General features: G+C 51.1%; 1 protein-coding gene. It reads left to right on the top strand.

Going from position 1 to position 763, the window contains the following annotated elements; genetic code table 11:
- The coding region (locus ACYOEI_RS41065; RefSeq protein ID WP_462856475.1) for a hypothetical protein at positions 1-401 on the top strand (401 nt) is incomplete at its 5' end.
- Between the last annotated feature and the right edge of the window lie 362 nt (positions 402-763).

Raw genomic sequence — 763 nt, 5'->3', positions numbered from 1 at the left:
GAAAGCATGCGAGCATGAATAAACAAGAACTCTGGGATTGTCTTTCCGAATTGAATGCCACCCTCTGTGTCAAGCCCTGGCTTGATATTGAGGTTGTCGAATGCTCATCATATTCCGTCGTGCTTCATTGCGGTCTCGATCTTATTGCAGGGCCTGAAATTGAAATCCGGTTTGAGTCGATTTTCTTCGTCTCCTCTCTCATGAGTTGGAGAACGGACACGTCACGGCCAGTGGTACGGATTCTGGCCGGGGAAGATGCCGTTAGGACGAATTTGCACTATAGAATAGAAAGAGACCATCATTTGTTTGTGTTTTCACCAGAGGGCCTTGAGGAGTCGGCCAGGTCAGTAATCGCTGCTGGATCCATTTCTTGGCGAAATATCCGATTGGAAGGGGTATGACTTGAGGGGATAGAAAGCAGGGCCAGCGCATACTAACATGTTGATTGCGTAGCGACTTCCATCAAGAACTTGTCGCTCCACCCGCAGCTACGGAGGCAGCAAAAGGGGACACAACAGAATGCCACGTAGATAGCGCACAAATTTTGGCCAGTGAACAGGTTATAGCTTCTTGGACGGAAGACCAGAAAGGACATGCAAAGCGGAGGGTCAATGCAACGGAAGACCAGAAAGGACATGGGAAGACCAGAAAGGACATGCAAAGCGGAGTGTCAAAGCAACGACAGCCCAATGGCCACCGGATGCGATTCACGGACTGCTCCCTTGAGCCTCGGGGCGAGACGCCACCGGTCGAAGGCCCGTTG

The sequence above is a fragment of the Singulisphaera rosea genome (assembly GCF_054877945.1).
The sequence above is the reverse complement of the archived record's forward strand: the minus strand, read 5'-3'. Positions and strand labels throughout refer to the sequence as shown.